The following is a 17720-nucleotide window of genomic DNA, read 5'->3' as shown; positions in this document are numbered from 1 at the left end:
GCCCGTCACCCGCCCGTGGGGTTCGGGTGGCCGCCGACGGGGAACGTCGCTCCCCGGCCCGCTCCCCACCCCGACCCGATCCCGACCCGCTCCTCGCCCCGACCCGCCCCGCCGACCCGGAGGACCACGACCGTGCAGCAGTGGACGCTCTCGCTGAGCACCCCGCCGGAGTCCGGCCTGCCGTCGGTCGACGTGACGGTGCACGCGAAGGACGACGCCACGGTCGCGGACCTCGCCCGGGCCTTCGGGCGCCACCTCGCGCCGCACCAGGCCAACCTCCTGCTCGTGCCCGTCGACGGCGGCCACCCCTGGCCCGCCGACCGCTCCGTCGCCGAGTGCGGCCTGCGCACGGGCGACCTGCTCGACGTCGTCACCGCGCCCGCCTCGTGGCTGCACCGGGCGAGCAGCACCGCCCGGCCGCGCGCCGTGCTGCGGGTGGTCGACGGCCCCGACTCCGGCCAGCGCCTCCACGTGCGCTCGAGCGCGCTGACCGTCGGGCGCGGCGCGACCTGCACCATGCGGCTCTCGGACCCGCTGGTCTCGACCCAGCACGTGCGGGTCGTGCTCGGCACCCGCCCCACCGTGTACGACGCGGGCTCGGCCAACGGCACGACGGTCGCCGGCGAGCAGGTGACCACCGGCCGGGAGGTCGACTGGGGCACGCCGATCCACCTCGGGCGCACGACGGTCGTCGTCGACCCCGGCGAGGTGCCCGTCGACGACACGGCCGTCTCGGTCTTCCGCCCGCCACGCTTCGGGGAGCCGCTGCTCGACGAGGTGCTCGACGTGCCCTCGCCGCCCAACCGCAACCGGCCCTCGCCGCTGCCGTGGGCGATGCTCGCGCTGCCGATGATCATGGGGCTGGCGATCTTCGCGCGCTCCCGCACGTCGTACGCGCTCGTCTACATGCTGGCCTGGCCGGTGCTCGGCTACCTCGGGTGGCGCCAGCAGCAGCGCGCCGCGCGCAAGCAGTTCGAGGAGGAGGCCGCGGAGTGGCGCACCGACGTCGACCAGCTGCTCGCGACCATCGACGACCAGGCGAGGCGCCAGCGCGAGCAGTTCCACGACGACTACCCCGACGCCGAGACCCTGCGCACCCGCGCGGCGCGCCGCGACCCCTACCTGTGGGCCCGCAGCGAGACGCGCCAGGCGTTCCTCCACACCCGCCTCGGCATCGGCACCGTGCCGGCCCTGCTGCGCGGGAGCATCAAGGACGGCGGTGACCGCCCCCTGCGCCGCGAGGCCGCCGCCGACCTCGCGCAGCGCGACACCCTCCCCGACATGCCGGTCGTCACCGACCTGACCGCGCACCCGCTGGTGGCGATCACCGGCCAGGAGGGCCAGGTCGACGACCTCGTGCGCGCCCTCGTGCTGCGCCTCGCCTTCGACCACTCCCCGGCCGACGTCACCGTCGCCGCCTGCCTCGGCCGCGGCCGCGCCCACCACGAGACGTGGCTGCGGTGGCTGCCGCACGCGACGGCCCGGGTGGGCGGGGAGCCGCCCGTGGCGGTCGGGCCCGGCGCGGCGACCGCGCTGCTCGACCACCTCGCCAGCGAGGACGGCGCCCGCGGCCACACGCTCTGCCTCGTCGACGAGGGGGCCGGCATCCCCCGGCGCACGCTCGAGGCGGTGGCCGGCGTGGCCGCGGAGCGCGGCCTGCACCTCGTGTGGCTCGGACGCAGCCGGGCCGAGGTGCCGGCGGCGACGAGCCTGCTCGTCGACCTCGCCGACGGCAGCGTCAACGTCGGCGACCGCGGCGGCGTCACCCGCGTCGACTCCCCCGACGCCGTCTCGCTGGCCCACGCGTGGCGCAGCGCCCGCACCATGACGGCGTACGTCGACGAGGCCGCAGTGCTCCCCGCCTCCACCTCCATCCCGGCCGTCGTGCGGCTCCCCGAGGTCAGCGGCGACCTGCAGGACCTCGACGACTCCGACGCCGTGCTGCGCCGCTGGAGCGCGAGCCGCGGGCTGCGGGCGCAGATCGGGGCGGGCATCGACGGGACGGTCACCATCGACCTGCGCGACGACGGCCCCCACGGCCTCGTCGCGGGCACCACCGGCTCCGGCAAGTCCGAGCTGCTGCAGACCCTCATCTGCTCCCTGGCGCTCAACAACCCGACGAGCCGCATCAGCTTCCTGCTCGTCGACTACAAGGGCGGCGCCGCGTTCCGCGAGTGCGCCGACCTGCCGCACACGGTCGGCTACATCACCGACCTCACCCCGGCCCTCGTGCAGCGCGCGCTCACCTCGCTCGGCGCCGAGATCACGGCCCGCGAGCACCTCCTGGGGCAGCACGGCGTCAAGGACCTCACCCAGCTCGAGCGCGAGCACCCCGAGGCCGCGCCGCCGAGCCTGCTCATCTGCGTCGACGAGTTCGCGGCGCTCACCGCCGAGGTGCCCGACTTCGTCGACGGCATGGTCAACATCGCCCAGCGCGGCCGCTCGCTCGGCATGCACGTGCTGCTCGCGACGCAGCGGCCCGCCGGCGTCGTCACCGGCAACATCCGGGCCAACACCGACCTGCGCATCGCGCTGCGCGTCTCGGCCCCCGACGACTCCCGCGACGTCATCGACGCCCCCGACGCCGCGCACATCTCCCGCCGCACCCCCGGCCGGGCGTGGCTGCGCCGCACCGGGCACGGTACGGCGGAGCTCGTGCAGTCCGCGTGGACCGGCGCGCGCCAGCCCATCGACGGCACGGGGGCGGCGGTGACCGTCGGGGCGTTCACGGCCGCGAGCGCCGCCCGCGCCGACACCACCACCGAGGCGCGCCTCGACCCCCGCACCGACCTCGAGCGCTGCGTCAGCACGATCGTCACCGCGTTCCGCCGCTCCGGCGTGCCCGCGCCGCCCAAGCCATGGCTGCCCCCGCTGCCGGCCGAGCTGCTGCTCGACGCCGACGAGCTCGTCCGCGAGGCCGCGACCCGGCCCTCGGGCCACCTCCACCTCGGCGGCATCGACGACCCGGCCCACCAGCGCCAGCCCCGCCTCGACCTCGACCTGTCCGCGGTGGGCCACGTGCTCGTGCACGGGGCGTCGGGCTCGGGCAAGACCGAGCTGCTGCGCACGGCCGCCCTCACCGCCTCGCTGGGGGACGCGGCGAGCACGCACGGGGTGGCGCCGTACGTGTACGCCGTGGACTACGCGGGCGGCGGCCTGTCGGCGCTGGCGGGCCTCCCGACGGTGGAGGCCGTGGTCGGCGAGACGCAGCAGGGGCGCGTCCTGCGCCTGGTGCGGCTGCTGCGCCGCACCGTCACCGACCGCAGCGCCGCGCTCGCCGCCAACGGGTGCGCGGACCTCGAGGAGCTGGCACGCGCCGGGCACGTGCTGCCCCGGGTCTACCTCCTGCTCGACAACCTGCCGTCACTGCTGGAGTCGTTCGAGAAGGCCGGCGGCCTGGCCCGCGACCACGTCGAGCACCTCCAGAACGTGCTGCAGAACGGCCGGCGTGTCGGCGTGCACGTCATCGCCACGGCCCCCGGCCGCACCGGTGTCCCCACCGCGATCGCGGCGTCCTTCGGTCGCCGCGTCGTGCTGCGCATGACGACGAGCGACGACTACCTGATGCTCGGCGCCCCCGGCAACGTCCTCGACGCCGAGACCACCCCGGGCACCGGGCTGCTCGGCAAGCAGGTCCTGCAGGTCGCGACCACCGGCGGGGCGGGCACGCCGCAGCAGGCCGACCTCATCCGCGCGGTCGCCGACCGCCTGGCCCCGGCCACCGCCGGCCGCGCCGGAGCGGCGGTCCCGCCGATGCCGGGGCACCTGCCCTCGGGCGCCCTGCCCGCGCCCACCGGCGCCCGGGTGCCGCTCGCGGTGGACGCCGACGCGGTCGCCGTGCTCACCGTGGACCTGCTCTCGGGACCCGTGCTCGTCGCCGGGCGCGCCGGCACCGGGCGCACCAGCGCGCTGCGCGGGGTCGTCGAGCTGGCCCGACGCTCCGACGTACCCCCGCGGGTGGTGTGGTGCGACGACCTCCTGGACGGCGTGGCCGGCGTCGAGGAGGCTCTCGCGGAGGCGGGCGCGGCCGCTCCCGGGGCGGAAGGTTCCTGGGTGCTGACCGTGGTCGACGACGTCCAGCGGTGGGACACTGCCTGCACGGACGACGCCCGCAAGTCCGCCCGCACCCGGTTGCTGGAGCTGCTCGAGACCTCCGCCGGACGGGTGGCCCTGGTGGCGTCGGTCGACGTCGCCGAGGCACGACGACCCGGTCTCCAGCCGGGCCTGGTCACGGCCCTGAAGCAGCGTCGCCGCGGGTTCCTCCTCCACCCGGAGTGGAACGAGGGCGACGTGCTCGGGGTCTCCGTGCCGACGAAGACGTTGGAGCCGCTCGCGGGCCCGGGCCGAGGCCTGTGGTGCGAGGGCGGGGCCGCGACGGTCGCGCAGCTCGTGGCCGGCGATGGTGACGAGGAGGGACGGGGATGACGTCGCAGCCGACACCGGGGACCGACCCGGGCCCGGGCGGGTCGCTGCTCGACCGCGCGCGCCGCCTCCTGCCCACCGGCCGACGCCGCCCGGACGGACGCGGGTCCGCCCGCCGCGGCTCGCGCGGCAGCGCCGAGCTGTCGGTGGTGGTCGTGGCCGCCTCGCTCGTGGCCGGGCTCGCCTTCGGCGAGGGTCTCTCGCGCACCGTCGTCGACATCACCGACGGCCTCACCTGGATCAGCGACGACCCGACCGGCGAGGTCATCCAGGTCAACCCCGCGACCGGCCGGCCCGAGAAGCGGCTGGCGGTGGGCGCGCCGGGCGAGGACCTCGACGTCAGCCAGGCCGACGGTCGCCTCTTCGTCACCAACCGCACGACGGGCGAGGTCTTCTCGATCGACCTGGCCTCGGTGCTCGTCTCGGGGCAGCGACGCGTCGTCACCGGCAACGCCTCCGACCTCCTCCTCCACGACGGGGCCGCCTTCCTCGTCGACCGCGCCAACGGCACCGTCTCCCGCATCGACCCCTCGACCACCGACGCGATCGGCGAGCGCTGGGTCGCCACCGAGGGCCTCGCCGACGCGACCATCGACGGCGAGGGCATCGTCTGGGTCATCGACACCACCGGCCGGCTCTCCCAGCTGCGGTGGTCGGACGGCGAGCGGCGCTTCGTCACCGAGGACAGCCGGCAGGTCGAGTACGCCGGCGACGGCTCCGTCCTCGTCGCGCACCCCGCCGGCGTCACCGTCTTCGGCCCCGACGCGGGCATCGTCGTGCAGGTCGGCACCGGCAGCGACGTCGTCGCCGACGCCCCCGCCCTCAACGGCGCCCTCCTCGCCCCCGACGACGCCCCCTCCGACCTCTCCCCCGTCGCCGCGCCGCAGACCGGATCCCTGGTGATCGTCGGCTCCGGCGAGCTGCGCGAGGTGGACCTGCGGGGCATCGGCTGCGGCAAGCCGGGCCGCCCGGCCGTGCACCGCGCCCTCGTCTACGTGCCCTGCGACGGCGACGGCCGCATCGTCGTGCTCGACCGCACCGGTCAGCGCGCCGCCCGCGACATCCCCGTCCCGGGCAACCGCGACGCCGAGCTCGTCGTCGACGACGGCAACCTCGTCGTCAACGTGCCGGGGGCGCAGGCCGGGCTCGTGGTGCGCGCCGACGGCCGCATCGACGACCTCACCCGGTACGACGAGCGCGTCGCCCCCACCCGGCTCGCGACCACGCGGCCGCCCGCCACCGCCACCGGCGCACGGGAGGCGGCCGACCGCGACCGCCGTCCCCCGGCGAGCGGGAACCGCCCCACCCCGCCGGCCGCCCCGCCCGCGCCGCCGACGGGCCGGGCCACCGGCGCGCCCACCGACCTCCCGGACCTGCCGGCGGACCCGCCGGCCGGCCTGCCCACGGGTCCGCAGACCGCCCCGCCGCCCGGTGGGGCGCCGGGCCTCCCGGGCGGACCCGGCGGCGGTCCGGGTGGCGGCCCGGGCGTCGGGGGCCCGGGCGCGACCCCGGGGACGCCCGGCACGCCACCCGCGAGCGGGCCCTCCACCCCGCCCGTGACCCCGCCGTCGACCCCGCCGTCGACGCCGCCGTCGACCCCGCCGGTGACCCCGCCGTCCACGCCGCCCGCCGCCGCCCTGCAGGCCCCGACCGGGGTGAGCGCGACCCTCGTCGCCGACGGCGTCGCGGAGGTGCGGTGGGCCCACGCCGGGCCCGCCGCCACCGCCTTCGAGGTCTCCGTCGTCGGCAACGGCACCCTCTTCGCCAGCGTCGGCGGCAACGAGCGCGCCGCCCGGCTGACCGTCCCCCTGGGCCAGCCGGTGCAGTTCGTCGTGACCGCCGTCGGGGACGGCGGCCGCCAGGCGTCCGCACCCTCGGCCCCCGTGACGGCGAGCAGCCCCCCGGGCGCACCGACCGCCGTCGGCGGGTCCGTCGCGACGGGCGCCCACGACGCCGGGTCCGTGACCGCGACCGTCACCTGGGGCGAGGCCGAGGCGTACGGATCGGCCGTCACCGGCTACACCGTCGTGCTCTCCAGCGGCGGGGCAGGCGGCGCCACGCAGACGCAGCGGCTGCCGGCCGACGCGCGCTCGGCGACGTTCACGGTCCCGTGCACCGACACGGGCGGCGAGCAGTGCGACCCCGGCACCACGAAGGCGAGCGTGCACGCGACGAACGCCGTGGGCGACGGGCCCGCGGCGACCGCCACCATCGGCGAGGGCGGATCGGGCGCTGCCCGCCTGCCGGGCGCGGGCCGCCAGCACGTCACCGGCCACACCGGGGGCGACATCACCTACGAGGGCTTCGGCGAGGTCACCCTGACCCTCGCGCCGCCGGCCGACTGGGCCGGGTTCGGGGGCGCGTGCAGCTACACGAGCAGCGACGGGACGTACGGCCTGCCGTGCGGCGAGACGTCGCTGACGATCCAGTACAACGAGCCGATCGCCTACGTCGAGTGCGGCCGCCCGGGCACCGGCGGGGGCAGTCAGCAGCAGCCCGTCACCCGCCAGCACCAGGTCGTCTTCACCGCCTCGAACGGGCAGACGGAGGCGAGGAGCGCGACGTACACCTGGACCACCCGGCAGGCGACGTGGTGCCGGGGCACCCCGCTCCCGTGACCCCGCTCCCGTGACCCCGCACCGCTCCGCCCCGATCCCCAGCCCCGAGAGGATCCACCCGTGACCGCCACCGCCGAGGGCCGGGCCCACCCGTCCCCGACATCCGTCTCCGAGGCCGACGTCGCCGAGTTCCGCCGCCTCCACCAGCGTCTCGGGGACGCGGTCGAGAGCGCCGTCCACGGCAAGCGCGCGGTGGTCGACCTCGTGCTCGTCGCCGCCGTGGCGGGCGGGCACGTGCTCCTCGAGGACGTGCCGGGCACCGGCAAGACCACCCTGGCCCGGGCGGTCGCCCGCGCGCTGGGCGGGGAGATGCGGCGCGTGCAGTTCACGCCCGACCTGCTGCCGAGCGACGTCACGGGCACGACGGTCTTCGACCCGGCGTCCGGGCAGGTGCGGTTCCGCCCCGGCCCGGTGTTCTCCCACGTGGTGCTGGCCGACGAGATCAACCGCGCGGCCGCGAAGACCCAGTCCGCGCTGCTCGAGGTGATGGAGGAGCACACGGTCACCGTCGACGGCTCCACGCGCGCCGTGCCCGACCCGTTCCTCGTCATCGCGACGCAGAACCCGATCGACCTCGACGGCACCTACCGCCTCCCCGAGGCGCAGCTCGACCGCTTCCTGCTGCGCACCTCGCTGGGCTACCCGGACGCCGAGCACGAGATCGACGTGCTCCGCCCCGGCAGCACCGCCGGGCGGGTGGGCGACGTACCGGTCGTGGCCTCCCCCGGCGAGGTCGCCGCAGCCGGTCGCCAGCTGGCGTACCTGCACGTCGCCGACCCGCTGCTGCGTTACGTGCGGGAGATCGGCGTCGCCATCCGCACGGACCCCCGGGTGCGCCTCGGCGCCTCCACCCGCGGGCTGCGCGCGCTGGTGCGCTGCCTGCAGGTGTACGCCGCCTCGCAGGGCCGGCACTACGTGGTGCCGCACGACGTGCAGCGCCTCGCCGAGCCCGTGCTCGCCCACCGCACGGTCCTGACCCGCGACGCGCTGCTCGCGGGCCACCGGCCGGTCGACGTGGTGCACGAGGTGCTCGACGGCGTCCTGCCGCCGCAGCCCGACCAGGGCTGAGCGTGGCCCGGCCCGCCCCCGCCGCCTGGCGGGCGCTCACGCCCCGTGGTCGGGGCACCGCCCTGCTCGCCGTCGCCGTGCTGGTCGTCGGTGTCGTGGCCCGCTACCCGGTCCTCGCCGGCCTCGGCGCCTGCCTGCTCGCGCTCGTGGTCGTCGAGCTCCTCGCCGTGCTGCGCCGCCACGCGCTCGCGCTGCGCCGTACCGTCGAGCCGGCCGTCGTCGTGCGGCACGAGCCCTGCCACGGCACCCTGCGGGTGGCCGGGCGACGACGCCGCGGCCTGGTGCGCACCGAGGCGGTCGACACCGTCGACGGCGTCCTCCACCCCGTCCGCATCCCCGACACCGACCGGGCGGAGGAGGTGCGCGTCGCGTACCCCGTGCCGACCCGGCGCCGCGGCGTCGTGCCGGTCGGCCCGCTGCTGCTGCGCCACCACGGGCTCCTGGGCCTGGCCTCCCACGGCACCGAGCACGGCGAGGTGACGAGCGTGCGGGTGCTGCCCCGGCGGGTGCCGCTGAGCCGCACCGCGCCCGGCACCCGGCGCGCCGTCGTCGGCGCGACCGAGGCCGTCGACGTCGGGGGCACCGACCTCGTCGGGCTCCACGAGTACACGGCCGGCGACGACCTGCGCCGCCTGCACTGGGCGACGAGCGCCCGCTCGGGGACGCTGATGGTGCGCGAGGACGCCGAGCCGGCCGAGCCGCACGTGTGCGTGCTGCTCGACGACCGCTCGGTCAGCTACCCCTCCGAGGAGCGCGACGACCTGTTCGAGGACGCCGTCGAGCTCGCCTCGGCGTTGTGCCGCGTCACCGTCGCGGCGGGCCAGCCGCTGCGCTTCCGGGTCGTCAGCGGGCGGTACGCCGTCGACGTGCCGGCGTCCCCCGCCGGGCTGCCGCGCCCCGAGGGCGACGAGATCGAGCTGCTGCTGGCGGAGATCGGCGCGGTCGGACCGGACACGGCCCCCGTGGACGTGCGCGGCGTGCGCGACGCCGACGTCGCCGTCGCCGTCTCGGGCGCCCGGGCCGACGACCGCGAGCTGGCCCTGCTCCTGGGCGACGGAGCCCGCCGGGTCGTGCTCTCCCTCGACCCCCGGCCGCTGGTGTCGTCGGGCCAGGTGGGCGACGTGCTCGTGCTGCGCGGCGGTGGGGCCCTCGGCCTGGCCGAGCAGTGGGACGTGGCGGTGGGCGCGTGAGCGGCCCGCGCCCGGCGGCGCCCGCACCCCGGGACCGCGCGGGCCTGCCCAGCGCCGCGGCGCTCGTGTGGAGCGCGAGCCTGCCGGCCGCCGGCGCGCTGTCGGTGGCGACGGCGTGGGGCGGGTGGCGCATGCCGCTGATCGTCGTGGCCGCGGTCGTCGTGCCGTTCGCCCTGCTGGTCACGGTGGTGCGGCTCGGGGTCGGCCGCTGGGCGGCCACCGCGACCCTGACGGCCCTCCTCGTGCTCGTCGCCTACGTGCTGGGCGCGGGAGCGGGCACCACGCTCGTGGGCACGGTGGGCGACGCCGTGCCCCTGCTCCTCACGGAGCCGCAGCCGCTCGCCCTGCGTGCGGACCTGCTCGTCGCGCCCGTGCTCGCCTGCGGGCTCGTGGGCCTCGCCGTCGGGCTGCGCTCGGTGCGCCCGACCCGGCTCGCGCCGCTGGTGGGCGGCCTCGTGCTCTACGCCGCGGGCGCCCTGCTCACCGGCGGCCGCGGGGACCGCGGCGGCATCGTGGCGGCACTGCTCCTCGTGCTGGCCGTGCTGGGCTGGTGCCTGCTCGACGAGATCGGCGAGCCGCGCCGCCGCCGCCTCGTGCTCGCCGGGCCCGTGCTCGTCGTCGCGGTCGGCGTCGTCGCCTCGAGCGCCCTCGTGCCCGTCAGCGGGGCGTTCGACCCGCGGACGGTCGTCGAGCCGCCCGTCGTGCGCACCGACGTGTCGAGCCCGCTGCCGCAGCTCGCCGCGTGGGCGGCGAACCCGGACGTCGAGCTGTTCACCACCGCCGGCGACACGGGCCCCACGCGCCTGGTGGTCCTCGACGAGTACGACGGCACGCAGTGGCGCGCCGCCACCCGCTACGGCCCCTTCGGCGCCACCGCGGACGACGTCCTGCCCGCCGGCGACGAGCGCCGCCGCTCCACCATGGCCGTGCGGGTCGCCGAGCTCGGCGGCAGCTGGCTGCCCGCCCCGGGCACCCCCACGGGCATCGCCGGGACCGACGCCCTCGTCGACCCGCGCACCGGCACCCTGCTCGAGCCCGCTGGCGCGGCCGACGCCGACTACGAGGTGACCGCCGAGGTCGACGACCCCGACCCGGCCCGCCTGCCCGAGGCCACGCTGCCCGACCCGTCCGCCGACCTGCCGCTGGAGCGCTACCTCGAGCTGCCCGACGTACCGACCGACCTGTGGGTGTACGCCGGCCAGGTCACCGCCGGCGCGACCACGCCGTACCAGCGGGCCGTGGCCGTCGAGGAGGCCGTGCGGGGCCAGCGCCGGGTCGCCGAGCGCGCCATCTCGGGCTCGGCCCTGTGGCGCGTCGAGGACTTCCTGCTCGGCGAGGTCGGCACCGCGGGCGCGCAGGAGGGCACCTCGGAGCAGTTCGCCACCGCGTTCGCCCTCGTCGCGCGGTACGCCGGCCTTCCCACCCGCATCGTCGTCGGCTTCGAGCCCGGCGACGAGCAGCCGGACGGCACCCGGGTCGTGCGCGGCGAGCACGCGCTGGCCTGGCCCGAGGTGTACTTCGACCGGCTGGGCTGGGTGGCGTTCTCCCCCACGCCCGACGCCGACCTCGGCGGTGAGCGCCCCGAGGCGCCGCTGGACCCGCCGACCGCGCCCCCGCCGGTCCCCACGCCCACCGCCGACCCGGCTCCCGAGCAGGTCGACGGCCACGCCGGGGACGACGCCGGCGGGTTCGCGCTGCCGCCCCGCGCCGGGTGGTACGCCGCCGCGGCGCTGCTCCTCGCCGTACCCCTCGCGCTGCTGCTCGCACGGGCCCTGCGCTCGTGGGGCCACCGGCGTCGCGGGGCGCGCGGCGCCTGGGCCGAGGTGCTCGACGCGCTGGTGCTCGCCGGCCGCCCCGCGCCGCGCAGCACCCCGGCGCCGGTGGTCGCCGACGGCGTCGCGATGCGGTACGGCGCGCCCGCCGCCACGCGCCTCGCCCGCGCGGCCGACCGGGCGGCGTTCGCGCCGGAGCCGGGTGGCGGGGCCCGGGGAGCTGGGGAGCGCGGGGCTGACGAGGGGTCCGACGCCCGGCGGGCGGTGCGCGAGGTACGCCGCGCGGTCCGCCGCAGCGTGCCGTGGTGGCGTCGCGCGTGGTGGTACCTCGACCCGCGGGTGCTCCGCCGCCGCTGACCCACCCGTTGACCCGCCGCCGCTGACCCGCTCGTCGTGGGCGGCGGCCTCAGGGCGTGGGGGCGGTGATGCAGCGGACCTCGGAGAGGCCGACCGGCCCGGTCGGCATGACGAGGAGGATGGCGTAGCACTGCCGTCCCCCCGCGGCGAGCGCCCCGGGCAGCACGACCTCCCGGGTGCCCGGCGCCAGCTCCGCCTCGTAGGAGACGACCGACCCCTGCGGGCCGGACGTGCGCGCGACGAAGAAGCGGGCCGTGCCCTCGCTCGGGTCGGTCCACGCCAGCTCGAGGTCCAGCCCGGAGGCGTCGAGGGTCTGGAAGACGACCGCGAGCTCGGGGTCGGGCCGCGGGTCGAGGGGCGGGTCCGCCGCCGGGGGCGTGCTGGCCGTCGGCACGTCGCCGACCGTCGGGGTCTGCTGCGGGCGCTCGGCCTCGTCGTCCCCGCCGCGCAGGCCGAACCCGACGACGCCGAGGCCCAGCCCCGCCACGAGGGCGAGGACGGCGAGCACGACCAGGGACCGGCGCCGTCGGGGCTCGTGCGGGTCGACGGGGCCGTCCTCGGCCGGTTCCCGGCGGTCCCGGCGTCCCCGTCTCCCGCCGCGGTCACCCCGGCCCCCGCCACCGTCGCCGCGGCCGGGCTCGCCGTCCGCGGCTGCCGGGCCGGTCGCGGCGGCGGGTGAGGCGCCCGTGCTCGTCGGGGCGGCGTCGGGGGTGGTGTCCACGGGGGCGTGGGCGAGCGCGGAGAGCGCCAGCGGCTCGGGATCGGCGGACGCGCCGGGCGCCCACCCGGGCTCGACCGGGGCCGGGGCGACGACCGGGGGCACGGTGGCCGGCGCAGCGGGGGGCGCAGCGGGGGCGGCCGGGACCGGTGACGGTCCCGAGCCCCCGTGCGGGCGAGGAGCGGTCGGGGTCGGGTCCGTCGGTCCGGTGGGCGCCGGGGCCGGCTCGATCGGCTCGATCGGCACGGCGGGCCCGGCGGGGCGGGCCGGGCCGGCAGGCTCGACCGACGGCAGCCAGGCGGACGTGCGCAGGGCGCCGAGGGCGTCGCGCAGCTCACCCGCGGTGGCCCAGCGCTCCTCGGTGGGCTTGGCCAGGCACCGGTCGATGATCCCCGCGAGGCGTTCGGCGCCGGGCACGTCGAGGGTGCGGTGGGGCTCGGTGCGGGCGCGGCGGATGTAGGCGAGCGCGGAGTCCTCGTCGGGGTCGTCGCTGGCGAACGGCGGGCGCCCGTCGAGGAGGGTGAAGAGCGTCGAGCCCAGCGACCACAGGTCGTCGGCGCGCGACGGCTTCATGCCGTCGAGCACCTGCGGCGCCGCGTGGCGGTAGGTGAACGTCTCCACCGAGGACGTGTGCTCCGAGCCCGCCATGCGGGCGATGCCGAAGTCGGCGAGCACCCAGGAGGTCGGCAGCACCAGGACGTTCTGCGGCTTGACGTCGCGGTGCAGGACGCCGCGCTCGTGGGCGAAGGCGAGGGCGTCGGCGAGCACGTAGCCGAGCTCGACGACCTCGTGGACCGGGAGCGGGCCGTGCGCGCGGAGCCGGTCGTGGACGGTGCCCGCCTCGACGAAGTCCATGACGAGGTAAGGGCGGCCGGCTCCCGTCGTACCCACGTCGAGGAGGTTGACGATGTTGGGATGCTGCCGGCCGAGCTCGATGGTGATCTCGACCTCGCGGCGGAAGCGCGCGGCGCGGGTGGGGTCGTCGGTGCCGAGCACCTTGATGGCGACGACCCGGTGGGGCGAGACCTGGCGGCCGCGGTAGACGACGGAGTCGCCACCGCGGCCGACCTCGGTCAGCTCGACGTAGCCCGGGACGTCCTCGGGCTCCGTCGTGGGTGGACGTGCCGGGGAGGCCGGAGGGCGCCAGGCGCCGTCCGTGCGCTCCTCCCCGGTCATCGCGTCACACCCGGTGGGGCATCAGCTCTTCGCCGCGTCGCCCTCGGCGGCCTCGTCGGCCGTGTCGTCGGCGGACCCGGCGTCGTCACCCTCGACGGCGTCGACGGTCTCGTCGGCGTCGGCGGCCGCGTCGGCCTCGGCGGCGTCGTCGCCCTCGGGCTGCGGCTCGCCGATGGTGCCGTCGGGCAGCAGGTTCTTCAGCTCGACCGGGTTGCCGGACGCGTCGGTGACGACGGCCGACTCCACGATCGCCGCGAGCGCCTTGCCGCGCAGGATCTCCTGCACGAGCTCGGGGATGTGGTTGTGCTCGAACATGTGGTTCGCGAACTCCTGCGGGTCCTGGCCGGACTGCTGGGCGCGACGCACGATGTGCTGGCTGAGGTCCTGCTGCTCGACGCCGAGCTCCTCCGCCTTGGCCACCTCGTCGAGGAGGAACTGGGCGGCGACGGCGTCACGCACGCGGCGCTCGAGGTCGGCCTCGAACTCCTCGATGGTCTGGCCCTCGTCCTCGAGGTACTTCTCCATCGTGATGCCGGCCATCGCGAGCTGCTGCTCGACGCCCTCGCGACGCGAGTTGAGCTCGTCGGCCACCAGCGTCTCGGGCAGCGGGATCGACACCTTGTCGAGGAGGGCCTCGAGGACGGCGTCGCGAGCGGCCGCGGCCTGCTCGAGGCGCTTGCCCCGGGTGAGGCGCTCGCGCACGTCGGCGACGAGCTCGTCGACGGTGTCGAACTCGGAGGCCATCTGGGCGAACTCGTCGTCCAGCTCGGGCAGCTCCTGCTCCTGCACGGCGGTGACGGTGACCTTGACCTCGACGTCCTCGCCCACGAGGTCGCCCCCGACGAGCTGGGACGTGAAGTCCTTCGAGTCGCCGGCGGACAGGCCCTCGATGGCCTCGTCGAGGCCCTCGAGCATGCCGCCGCGGCCGACCTTGTAGGACATGCCGGCGACCTCGGCACCCGGGACGACCTCGCCGTCCTTGGTGGCCACGAGGTCGATGGTCACGAAGTCGCCGTCGGCGGCGGGGCGCTCGACGTCGATGAGGGTGCCGAAGCGCTCGCGCAGGTTCTGCACCTGCTCCTCGACGTCCTCGTCGGTGACCTCGAGGTCCTCGACGGAGGCCTCGATGCCCTCGTACTCGGGCACGGTGATCTCGGGCTTGACGTCCACCTCGGCCGTGAACTCCAGGAGCTCACGGTCCTCCAGGCGGGTGACCTCGATGTCGGGCTGGGCCAGGGGCTCCAGCGAGTTCTCGCGCAGCGCCTCGACGTACACCTTCGGCAGGGCCTCGTTGATGGCCTGGTCGAGGACCGCCCCGCGGCCGACCTGGCGGTCGATGACCGCCGCCGGCACCTTGCCGCGGCGGAAGCCGGGCACGTTGATCTGCTGGGCGATCGTCTTGTAGGCCTTGTCGAGGCTCGGCTTGAGCTCATCGAAGGGCACCTCGACGGTGAGCTTGGCCCGGGTGGGGCTCAAGGACTCGACGGCGCTCTTCACAGGTGGTTCTCCTCGTCGGTCGACATGCTGCAGGGTTCGGATCAGTCGGGGCGACAGGACTCGAACCTGCGATCTCCTGCTCCCAAAGCAGGCGCGCTAGCCACTACGCTACGCCCCGCCAAGAGGGCCTCCGACATCCCGGCCGCAGGCGTCTGACCTGCGGCGACGGAGCTGTCGTCGACCACACTTGGAGCGGATGACGGGAATCGAACCCGCGTAGCCAGTTTGGAAGACTGGGGCTCTACCATTGAGCTACATCCGCCTGCGCGCCGCAGCGCCCGGACCACTCGCCCGGGCGCAGACACGCGGACGTCATGGTGCCACACGCCGCCCACGGCGCCCCAACCCAGGTGCCGCGCGGCCTCAGGTGCGCCGGAGCACGAGCAGGGCGCAGTCGTCGGCCCCGGGACCCAGGTCGGCCACGACCCGGTCCCCCAGCCCCACCAGGCCCGCGGGGGCGTGGCGCAGCAGGTGCTCGCTCAGCAGCGCGATCCCGTCGTCGATGTCGGTGCCGCCGTCCTCGACCAGCCCGTCGGTGTAGAGCACCACCGCGTCGTCGACGTCCAGGTGCAGCCGGGCCGGCGGGTAGTCGGCCCCCGGCACGACGCCGAGCAGCGGGCCCGACAGGTCGACCCGCTGCACCTCGCCGCAACGACGGATGACCAGGGCCGGCGGGTGGCCGGCGGTGAAGACCTCGACGTCGCCCGTGCGCAGGTCGACCGAGAGGTGGACCGCGGTCGCGAACCCCTCCGTCCAGCCCTGGCGCAGCAGGAACTCGTTCGCGGCCGGGACCAGCTCGGCCGGCGGCACCGCGGCGACGAGGCCGTTGAGCGCGCTGGAGAGCTGCAGCGCCCGGGTGCCGGCCTTCACGCCCTTGCCGGAGACGTCGACGAGCACGACGTCGAGCCGGTCGCCCGCGTCCGTCGCGGAGAAGCAGAAGAAGTCGCCACTGAAGGCCGTGCCGTCGGCGGTGCGCACCATCCGGTCGGCCGCCCAGCCCTCGGGCAGCTCCGGCAGGCGGCCCTGCGCCTGGATGCGGTCGCGCAGGTCGAGGAGCATTGCCTCGCCCTCGGCGCCGCCGAGGCCGAGCCGCACCCGGCGCAGCGACGTGACGAGCACGAGCAGCCCGATGGTCGTGTAGACCGCCACCGACGCCCACAGCCGCGGCGTGTACGACGACTGCTGGGTCAGCGCGAGGCCCATGACGGCCATGGCGAACACGATGTAGCCCGCGAGGTGGCGCGGGCGCAGGAAGAGGGTCGAGGCGACCATCGGCACGGTCAGGATGTTGAGGGGGAAGTTGTCCGGCCAGAGGGCGATCAGGCAGCCGACCACCACCGTCGACACCACGAGCGCGACGAGCGCCCGGTGTGCGACGAGGTAGCGGCGCGCGTCACGGAGCACGAGGCTCCGGGGGCGCCGGGGGCGGCCCCTACCTTCCGTCCGAGACGACGCGTGCAGAGCGGTCATCGTGCCCTTCCACGTCGGATTCTCCCGTCACTGTACGCCCCGCGGCACGTGGCGCCGTTGGCAGCGACCGCACCAGTAGAGGTTGCGCTGGGCGAGCTCGGCCCGGCGCACCGGAGCGCCGCAGACCAGGCACGGCCGGCCGTGGCGCCGGTAGACGTAGACCTCGCCGCCGTGGTCGTCGACGCGCGGCGCGCGCCCCATCGCCTCCGGCGTGTGCTCGGGGCGCACCGTGTCGATCCGGCCCGTCCGGACGCCCTCGCGCATGAGGTCCACGAGGTCGGCCCACACCTCGTCGTACCGGCGGCGCCGCAGGCTCTCCCCCGGGCGGTAGGGGTCGAGGCGGTGCCGGAACAGCACCTCGGCGCGGTAGACGTTGCCGACCCCCGCGAGCACCTTCTGGTCCATCAGGAGGGCCGCCAGCGGGGCGCGGCTGCGCCCGATCCGCGCCCAGCCGCGGTCGGGGTCGGCGTCGGCGCGCAGCGGGTCGGGGCCGAGGCGGTCCGCCACGGCACGCACGCCCTGCCCGGTCACCAGCTCGCAGGCGGTGGCCCCGCGGAGGTCGGCCCAGGTGGCGCCACCGTCCTCGCGGCCCGCGACCAGGCGCAGGCGCACCTGGCCCACCGGGGCCGGCACCTGCTCCGGGGCCGCGGCCGCGCCGAGCACGAAGGTGCCGTAGAGGCCGAGGTGGACGTGGACGAAGCGGTCGGCCCCGAGGTCGAGGAAGAGGTGCTTGCCCCACGCCTCGGCGCCGCACAGGACGGCACCGTCGAGCCCGGCGGCCTCGGTGGCGAAGCGCCCCTGGGGGCTGCTGACCCGCACGACCCGGCCCGCGAACGCCTCGCGGAGGTCACCGGCCAGCCGGTGGAGGGTGTGGCCCTCGGGCATGCTCGCCCGGTCCGGTCAGGAGGCGCCGGCGCTGCCCGCGTCGTACCCGGGGAGGGCCGAGGCCGGCAGCGGCGGGAGGTCGCGGGTGACCTCGTAGTCGCCCAGCTGGGCGATGCGGCGCACGTGGCGCTCCTCGTCGCTGAACGGGGTCGTGAGGAACACCTCGACGAAGCGGGTCATCTCCTCGAGGGTGTGCTGGCGCCCGCCCACGGAGATCACGTTGGCGTCGTTGTGCTCGCGCGCCAGCACCGCGGTGGCCTCGGACCACACGAGGGCGGCGCGCACGCCGATCACCTTGTTGGCGGCCATCTGCTCGCCGTTGCCGGAGCCGCCGATGACGATGCCCAGGCTGTCGAGGCCCTCGGCCTGGTCGGCGGCGACGCCCTCCGCGGCCCGCAGGCAGAACACGGGGTAGTCGTCGACGGCGTCGAAGACGAAGGGGCCGTGGTCGACGGCCTCGTAGCCGTTGTCGGCCAGCCAGTTCAGCAGGTGGTCCTTGAGCTCGAGGCCGGCGTGGTCGGAGCCGAGGTGAACGCGCATGGCGGCA

Annotated in this window: 10 protein-coding genes and 2 tRNA genes; 5 read left to right on the top strand and 7 right to left on the bottom strand. The window is 76.7% G+C overall.

Annotated features, from left to right (window positions below; translation table 11 throughout):
- Positions 1–132 precede the first annotated feature (132 nt).
- From ACOACO_RS17875 to ACOACO_RS17855, 5 genes are read left to right on the top strand one after another with little or no spacing between them, the layout of a single operon-like run.
- The gene (locus ACOACO_RS17875; protein ID WP_420297641.1) at positions 133–4425 is read left to right on the top strand and encodes an FtsK/SpoIIIE domain-containing protein; all 4293 of its coding nucleotides are present in this window, start codon (positions 133–135) and stop codon (positions 4423–4425) included.
- Positions 4422–7040, top strand: coding sequence for a hypothetical protein (locus ACOACO_RS17870; protein WP_420297640.1), 2619 nt, complete (start codon positions 4422–4424; stop codon positions 7038–7040). Before ACOACO_RS17875 ends, ACOACO_RS17870 begins: the two co-directional genes overlap by 4 nt.
- A 60-nt stretch (positions 7041–7100) precedes the next feature.
- Positions 7101–8108 carry an AAA family ATPase gene (locus ACOACO_RS17865; RefSeq protein ID WP_420297639.1) on the top strand — a complete coding sequence of 336 codons (1008 nt, stop codon included), beginning with the start codon at positions 7101–7103 and terminating at the stop codon, positions 8106–8108.
- A gap of 2 nt (positions 8109–8110) precedes the next feature.
- On the top strand, positions 8111–9298 hold the full coding sequence (locus ACOACO_RS17860; RefSeq protein WP_420297638.1) for a DUF58 domain-containing protein: 1188 nt from the start codon (positions 8111–8113) through the stop codon (positions 9296–9298).
- On the top strand, positions 9295–11427 hold the full coding sequence (locus ACOACO_RS17855; protein ID WP_420297637.1) for a DUF3488 and transglutaminase-like domain-containing protein: 2133 nt from the start codon (positions 9295–9297) through the stop codon (positions 11425–11427). Before ACOACO_RS17860 ends, ACOACO_RS17855 begins: the two co-directional genes overlap by 4 nt.
- Positions 11428–11476: 49 nt before the next feature.
- Here ACOACO_RS17855 and ACOACO_RS17850 read toward each other — a convergent pair whose 3' ends face one another.
- The 7 genes from ACOACO_RS17850 to ACOACO_RS17820 form a co-directional block, all read right to left on the bottom strand.
- Complete coding sequence (locus tag ACOACO_RS17850; RefSeq protein ID WP_420297636.1) at positions 11477–13321, bottom strand: serine/threonine-protein kinase; 1845 nt, start codon at positions 13319–13321, stop codon at positions 11477–11479.
- A gap of 21 nt (positions 13322–13342) precedes the next feature.
- The gene (tig, locus tag ACOACO_RS17845; RefSeq protein ID WP_420297635.1) at positions 13343–14818 is read right to left on the bottom strand and encodes a trigger factor; all 1476 of its coding nucleotides are present in this window, start codon (positions 14816–14818) and stop codon (positions 13343–13345) included.
- Positions 14819–14863: 45 nt separating this feature from the next.
- Positions 14864–14936: transfer RNA gene (locus ACOACO_RS17840), tRNA-Pro, on the bottom strand.
- A 70-nt stretch (positions 14937–15006) separates the two neighbouring features.
- Positions 15007–15080, bottom strand: a tRNA-Gly gene (locus ACOACO_RS17835).
- A gap of 101 nt (positions 15081–15181) precedes the next feature.
- Positions 15182–16222, bottom strand: coding sequence for a PP2C family protein-serine/threonine phosphatase (locus ACOACO_RS17830; protein WP_420297634.1), 1041 nt, complete (start codon positions 16220–16222; stop codon positions 15182–15184).
- Between the two features lie 93 nt (positions 16223–16315).
- Entirely contained in the window at positions 16316–17173 is an 858-nt protein-coding gene (locus ACOACO_RS17825; protein WP_420297633.1) for an Fpg/Nei family DNA glycosylase, read from the bottom strand.
- Between the two features lie 15 nt (positions 17174–17188).
- A complete protein-coding gene (locus ACOACO_RS17820) occupies positions 17189–17713 on the bottom strand; it encodes a ribose-5-phosphate isomerase (RefSeq protein ID WP_420297632.1) in 525 nt (174 codons plus the stop codon).
- Positions 17714–17720 lie beyond the last annotated feature (7 nt).

Origin of the sequence: Nocardioides sp. CPCC 205120 (assembly GCF_048654585.1) — a bacterium.
Taxonomy (GTDB): Bacteria; Actinomycetota; Actinomycetes; order Propionibacteriales; family Nocardioidaceae; genus Nocardioides.
The sequence above is the reverse complement of the archived record's forward strand: the minus strand, read 5'-3'. Positions and strand labels throughout refer to the sequence as shown.